Annotated in this window: 6 protein-coding genes; 1 reads left to right on the top strand and 5 read right to left on the bottom strand. The window is 60.1% G+C overall.

All coding sequences use genetic code 11. The features are described 5' to 3' along the window. On the bottom strand, positions 1-1,169 hold a 1,169-nt coding region (locus tag ACP5H1_RS07625), incomplete at its 3' end, for a thermopsin family protease (RefSeq protein ID WP_427973695.1). Between the two features lie 287 nt (positions 1,170-1,456). Here ACP5H1_RS07625 and ACP5H1_RS07630 point away from each other — a divergent pair. Then, on the top strand, positions 1,457-3,448 hold the full coding sequence (locus ACP5H1_RS07630) for a Sip1-related alpha-galactosidase (protein WP_427973698.1): 1,992 nt from the start codon (positions 1,457-1,459) through the stop codon (positions 3,446-3,448). 2 nt (positions 3,449-3,450) lie between these two features. Here ACP5H1_RS07630 and ACP5H1_RS07635 read toward each other — a convergent pair whose 3' ends face one another. The 4 genes from ACP5H1_RS07635 to ACP5H1_RS07650 form a co-directional block, all read right to left on the bottom strand. Continuing rightward, a complete protein-coding gene (locus ACP5H1_RS07635) occupies positions 3,451-4,059 on the bottom strand; it encodes a hypothetical protein (protein WP_427973700.1) in 609 nt (202 codons plus the stop codon). Between the two features lie 48 nt (positions 4,060-4,107). Beyond that, positions 4,108-4,371 (bottom strand): hypothetical protein, encoded by a 264-nt coding sequence (locus ACP5H1_RS07640; protein ID WP_427973703.1) that lies wholly within the window; start codon positions 4,369-4,371, stop codon positions 4,108-4,110. Position 4,372: 1 nt separating this feature from the next. Further along, a complete protein-coding gene (locus ACP5H1_RS07645; protein WP_427973706.1) occupies positions 4,373-4,798 on the bottom strand; it encodes a PIG-L deacetylase family protein in 426 nt (141 codons plus the stop codon). A 236-nt stretch (positions 4,799-5,034) separates the two neighbouring features. Beyond that, the gene (locus ACP5H1_RS07650; protein ID WP_427973709.1) at positions 5,035-5,352 is read right to left on the bottom strand and encodes a hypothetical protein; all 318 of its coding nucleotides are present in this window, start codon (positions 5,350-5,352) and stop codon (positions 5,035-5,037) included. Between the last annotated feature and the right edge of the window lie 844 nt (positions 5,353-6,196).

Below are 6,196 nucleotides of genomic sequence, written 5' to 3' on the forward strand. Positions count from 1 at the left end.
GTTACATTATACTCGCCTGGGGGCACCTGAATTGAGGCCTGAGGCGACGTGACCACTAAAGTCCTTGAGAAGCTCACGTTCATGCCCCTGACGCTTACAACCCACAGGGCGCCAGCGGGCGTCAGGTTGACGGAGACCTCGTCAGGGGCGTGAGAGTAGCTGCCTGCAGAGGCCTGCCAGAGGGCCTCCTGGGAGCTGCCGCCGGAGACCTGGTACACGAGGCCGTCATAGTAGTACTCCGCTATGCCCTGCACCGCGCTGACGTTCTCGGTCGTCACTCCTCCGGAGAAATAGTACGGCCTCATGGAGAAGGCCCCTGGCACGGCGTAGAACCTGTCGTGGTACCTGTAGTAAAGCATCATGCTGGCGTCCCATGAGTATGCGTAAAGCGTGGACCCTCCCCCGCCGCCGGCCGTGACGAACTGTATTACGTAGGGGTAGCCGTAGTAGCTGGCGACGCCAGGCACACTGCCCGCGAGGAAGGTCGGGTTGTCGTTGGACGCTGTCTCGTTCACTGTTATGGTGTCGTAGAGCACCCAGCCGCTGTCGTAGGTTGAGTTCACGAACCTGAAGTACATGTAGAGCACGGGCTCCATGGCCGCGTTGACGCTGACGTTCATCATGACGTAGACGTGGAACGGCTCGGTGGTCTCAAAGTAGACCGGGTAGACATAGGCGTAGTACTGCTCCCCCTGGTAGCTGCTTATGTTCCCGTTGCCGCTGGCGCTGAGCACGGCCGGGTTGGTGGCGTTCCACAGGTTGTCCACTATAGCCACGTAGTAGGTGCCGTGGCCAGCGGCGTAGATTGCTATCACGTCCTGGGCCCAGAGCACCAAGTCAGGCGTCACGTTGAAGTTAGCGTTGAGCTGCACCGAGGACCAGTTTGCCTGGACTGGCGGGCCCGAGTAGAAGGAGCCGCCGTAGAAGTTGAAGACGCCCATCAGGGAGTGAGCTGTGTAATAGTAGTTAACCGGGCTGCCGTTAATGAGCGCGGTGCCGTTGTCGTTTATACCAATGGCCCAGGCATACTCGGTGGCGGCCTCAGGGAAGGGCGCCACGGGAAGCCTTGGCAGTAAGGGCCTGCTCACGTGAAGGCCTGAGGCGCGCGGCTGAGGCGCCAGGAGAACCAAAGCCAACAGGAGGACTATTATCAGGTGCGCGCGGCTCAAGACTGTCGCCCGCGGTGGTTAAACCTCACGTAACTTAAAAAAGAAGTCAGCGATGAAGGCTCGAGGCCCTTATAAATGAGAATACCTGTTCTTAACGTTGCCATGCAGCGCGGGCACGGCGTGCTCAGGGTGGACCTACCAGGGGCTGTTGGTTCCCAGGGCCTGTAAGTGAGCATAATGGAGGAGAGTCCAAAGGGCCTACTGGAAGTCTTGCTGTGAGAGAGCCAGGCGGCGCGGGCCCCATCAAAGGTCGATCAATATTTTATACAGGAGGCGCGCACCTTTACATGGACAAACTTATGACTTTAGGGGTCAGGGAGGTCGTCGTCGGGGGGCCCGACGGCGAGGAGGCCTGCGAGGGGGCCGAGGGGAGGTTCAGGTGCCCCTCCGCCGAGGTCGAGGTTATAGATGATGGCGGCTCACTGCTGGTCAGGCTGACCCAGCGCAGGGGGCTCGACAGTTCATGGCCCCTCGAGCTGGGGCTCCAACTTAAGCTCCGCAGGGGCCTGGCGCTCACCAACGACCCCGCCCCTGAGTCCGCCTACGCCGTTGGCTTCAGGTACTACAACCAGCTCGGGGCGGGGGCCGCCCCCTCGGCTGAGAGGCCCCCTGACGACGTCGAGTACCCGCCCAGGGAGTTCAGGGGAGGGAGGCCGGCGCCGTGGCTCTACCCCATATGGATTAAGGGCGAGGGCTCGATACCTCCCCTGACGGCCGGCCTGCTGGCCGTCGAGGGCGGCAGGTGGCTTTCCATAGTGGCCATTTCTTCGGGCCAGCTCACGGGCTACCTGGGCCCGGGGCCCAGGCTCTCGGTTTACCTGGGCTCCCCGGCCGCCTCGGCCTCTGGCCACGTGCTGGCCTACGCCACTTCAGACGACCCATATGAAGCCGTAGCCCGGGCGTGGGCCAGGGCCTCGGGGCGCGCCAGGGTAAGGCTGAGGTCCCAGAAGCCCAGGCCCCCGTTCTCAAGGAGGCTCGGCTGGTGCTCCTGGAACGCGTTCCTGGGCAACGTTACCGAGGCCGGCGTTAAGGCCACCGTAAGCTCCCTGCTCGCCAGGGGCGTGAGGCTCGGCTGGGCGCTTGTTGACGACGGCTGGGAGTCCCTGGAGGGTAGGTCGCTCAGGGAGTTCTCGGCGGACAGCTCAAAGTTCCCAGGGGGGCTCAGGGGCCTGGCCGAGGAGCTCAAGTCCATGGGGCTCAGGGTGGGCCTGTGGACCACGATAAACGGCTACTGGGGGAGCCTGTCAGAGGGCCTGGCGGGCCGCTACCACAGGGTGAAGGTCAGGGACGGCCACTTCGTGAGGCCGAGCTCGACCATCGAGTTCTACGAGGACTACCTGGGCTGGATGGCATCGCAGGGGGTCAGCCTGGTCAAGGTTGACAACCAGGTCTGGCTCCACGACGGCTACGTTGATGTGCCATCAGCTGAGGCGGCAGGGTACATCGAGGACGCGCTTCAGTCCGCGGCTTCAAGGAGGGGTCTCGAGCTGCTTATGTGCATGGCCCTTGTGCCCGAGGCCTACTCTAACTTCTCAGAGGCGGCGGTCGCCAGGGCCTCGGTGGACTACATACCGTTCTGGAGGGCTGGGGCCAAGCTGCACATAATGTTCAGCGCGTACGCCGGCACCTTCCTCTCGCCGGTGCTTTACCCCGACTACGACATGTTCATGTCCTACGACCAGGGCGCCCTCGCCTACGCCGTGGCCGCGGCCGTGAGCGGCGGGCCTGTTTACATAACCGACAGGTTCCCGGACAGGACAAACGTGGACGTGCTGAGGAGGCTGACCCTGCCCGACGGCACCCTGGCGGTAGCTGACGAGCCCGGCCTCGTCACCAGGGACGTGCTGCTCAGGGACCCCTACAACGAGGACGCGCTGCTGAAGATAGCCTCCACGGCCTCCGGGGTCCCGGTCGTCGGGGCCTTCAACGTGACCAGGAGGGGCTCGAGGGTCAGGGAGGCCCTCATGCCGTCTTACCTGCCGAGGCCGCCGGCCGCCGAGAGGCTTGCCTACTACAAGTCCGTCATGGGCGAGGCTGGGGTCATCAGCGGCCCCGAGGGCGTTGACCTGGAGCTCGGGGAGCTCGAGGCGGAGCTGGTGACCCTCTCCCCCGTGGTTAACGGCGTCGCCGTGATAGGCATAGCTGAGCTCCTGGTGCCGCCCGCCGGCGTTACCGTTGAGGGAAATAAGGTGAGGGCCAGGGCGCCCGGGACGCTGATATACTATGACGGCGCCCTCAGGGAGGTCAAGGTAGGCGAGGGCGACGTGGTTGAGCTCTGAGCTCACGGGACAGGCTCAAGCTTTACCCTGCTGAACTCCGGCACGAGGGAGGCTATGAGCTCCTCCTCGGGCCCGGCCAGCTCTCCAACGACAGCCATGTTGTCGTCTGCTGGAGCGCCCCTGAGCATTATCCACGCCTTGACGTACCTCTCGTCGTTGAGCTCCAGGGCCACGGCCCCCTTAAACCTCCTGACCCTGCAGCCCTCCCTCAGCGGGCTCCTGGCCTCGGCGTAGGCGTACAGGGCGTAGGACCACCTCCTCAGGTCGTCGGGGACTATGGAGGTGAAGGCCTTCACTTCGACCTCATACCGGCCAGACGCGCCCCTGTAGAAGGCGAAGGGCCAGAGGCCCTCAAGCTCAGCCCCCTCGAGGCCCAGCAGGCCAAGGCGCGAGAGCGGCTCCAAGGCCCTCGCGTGCTGCGCGAAGAAGGGGCCTCCCTCGTCCGGCATGACAAGGACGTGGAAGGCCTCCATGTTAAGGGGCCTGTCCCAGTTGGAGTTAAAGACGGCGTTAACCAGCCTCCCAACGTTGTCAAGTTCCACCTTGCTGGCCCCGATGCCCCCAAGGGGGACCCCGGCGGCCAGCCTGTCCTCCGGCCGGTACCTCACCATTGTACCCACCGTTAACCTCGCAGCTGAGGCGCGGCCCTGTTAAATCGGCTAAGAGGTGGGCCTAAGCGGTCCCGGGCAGCTGCCCTGAAGGTCCCTCAGGAGCTGCGGCGGCTCGCCCCTGCTGTAGTAGGCCTCGCACTCAACCTCAAAGTGTTCCTCTATGTAATCTTTCGTCATGTACCTGAGCTGGGACTCGTGGGCCCTCATGCACTCCATCTTCCTCCCTCTGAAGTCGCCTACGTCAACGTAGAATGCAGTCAGGTCAGGGGGCCTCCAGTCAGGGGACTTCCTGTAAAGTATGTAGTAGGCCACCTCAGCCCTGACCCCGGAGGCCCTTAAGGCCTCGTCGATTGCCAGCCCCGAGGCCCTGTGGTCCGGGTGCAGCTCGTAGCTGTGGGAGGGCTATCACCAGGTCGGGCCTCAGTGAAGTCAATACGTCCGAGAGGGTCCTGGCGGCCTCGCCGACGTGGTTTATCAGCTCGCCGTCCCTGAAGTTCAGGAAGACCGCGTTCGACCTGGGCACGCCGAGGACGTCAAGTGCCTTGAGGGCCTCCTGCCTCCTCCTCGCTGCAAGGGCGTCACCCCTCTCCTCCGGCCTGGGGGAGCCGAGCCTGCCGTCGGTCATATAGACCGCGTGGACCTCGTGGCCCAGTGACAATAGCATTGAGAGCAGCCCACCGGCGTTGATACACTCGTCGTCGGGGTGAGGCGCCACAAAGAGAACCCTAGCAGCCTTCACCGTCAACCCCTTGCCCTTCGCCTGCTGACAACATTATAAGTCTTAGCGTCAGCGTGGTGCCTGGATGGTGGGCTCCTCACCCACCGACACCTAAATGTCGAGAAAGATGCAAGGTCCTGGCGAGGCCCGCCGGCGCAAGGCACGCCATGGAGCCCAGTACGGCCCTCCTGTTCATCGACCAGCCCCTCAGGCGAAGCCATACGGCCCTCAGGGGCCTCACCATGACCTCAACGCCCTCAACCCCCTTCCAAGGCAGAGCACGCTTCCAAAGGATGTGGCCCCGAAATCAAGGAACTACCTTGAGGCCTTGGAGGCGGCCGCGCCATCAGCGCCACGTAGTCCCTGTAGTACTCCATGTACCTCCTGGCCAGCGCCTCCGCGGCCAGCTCCCTGGTGGCCGACGTGCTCCCCAGGTGAACCCTGTAAAGAGTCAGCCTCTCGGGGACCATCCTTATGGTGCTCATCTCCAGGGCGGCAGCAGCCAGTGCGGTGTCCACCGACTTCCTCACCAGGCCAAGCCTCGCCCTCTCGGCCACGCGCCTCTGGACAGCCATGGAGCTGGAGTTGAAGTCAAGGTTATAACTTTACGGTACAATTTTCGGGGAGTGCAAAATTTGGTATCAATTAGGGGTTTTCCGAGGCTTACGATACCAAAACTCTAACTGAGAAAAATTGAGTCATCATACGTGATCATCACACAACCACCCACAAAAAGCCTTTAAGACGTAAAAATGATTTTAGTAATATATATGTGGGTGCCTACATTGTTCAATTTTTACAAAATGCTTACAAAAGAAACTACATACACCATCTACGCACTCGCAAAAATGTCACTCTATACCATTCTAAAATGGATGATGACGACGTGTAGCCATAAAATGGAATAACCCTTTTAAGTCCTATCAACTTTAGTTTAAAAATCAAGGAAACATGATAATCTCCACATATCTGAATAGAACGGAAGAGGATAAGTTACGAATAATATACAAAGATGAGCAAATCGGTACATGCGTCAAGAGGCCGATATTGAACGAGACCGAAAAGACCCCAACAATTGACCCCATTCAGCTGAGGTATGGAGACCCAGCCAGTTGGACCCTTTTATTCCCCTAGTAAGATTATAATAGCAAATCTATCTAACGTGACTTCTTATCTGTCAAATCCAGGTTATTATGATAAAACGAAGCAATTGTAACACCTTACAACGACGTCTACAATCTTTCAATCTCTCTGATATCATTATTGAGGTCGTTAAATAACGGCTTGCGTAAGGCAGTTATTAACAACGTCGAATAAATCGGTTAGGAAGACTTCTGCGTTACAGTTAACTTCACGGGTTCGTTTATCTGGTTAGTTTATCTTAGTTTTTACACAAACTTTTTTTACATTATTGGGACG

The sequence above is a fragment of the Acidilobus sp. genome, assembly GCF_049973875.1.
Taxonomy (GTDB): domain Archaea; phylum Thermoproteota; class Thermoprotei_A; order Sulfolobales; family Acidilobaceae; genus Acidilobus.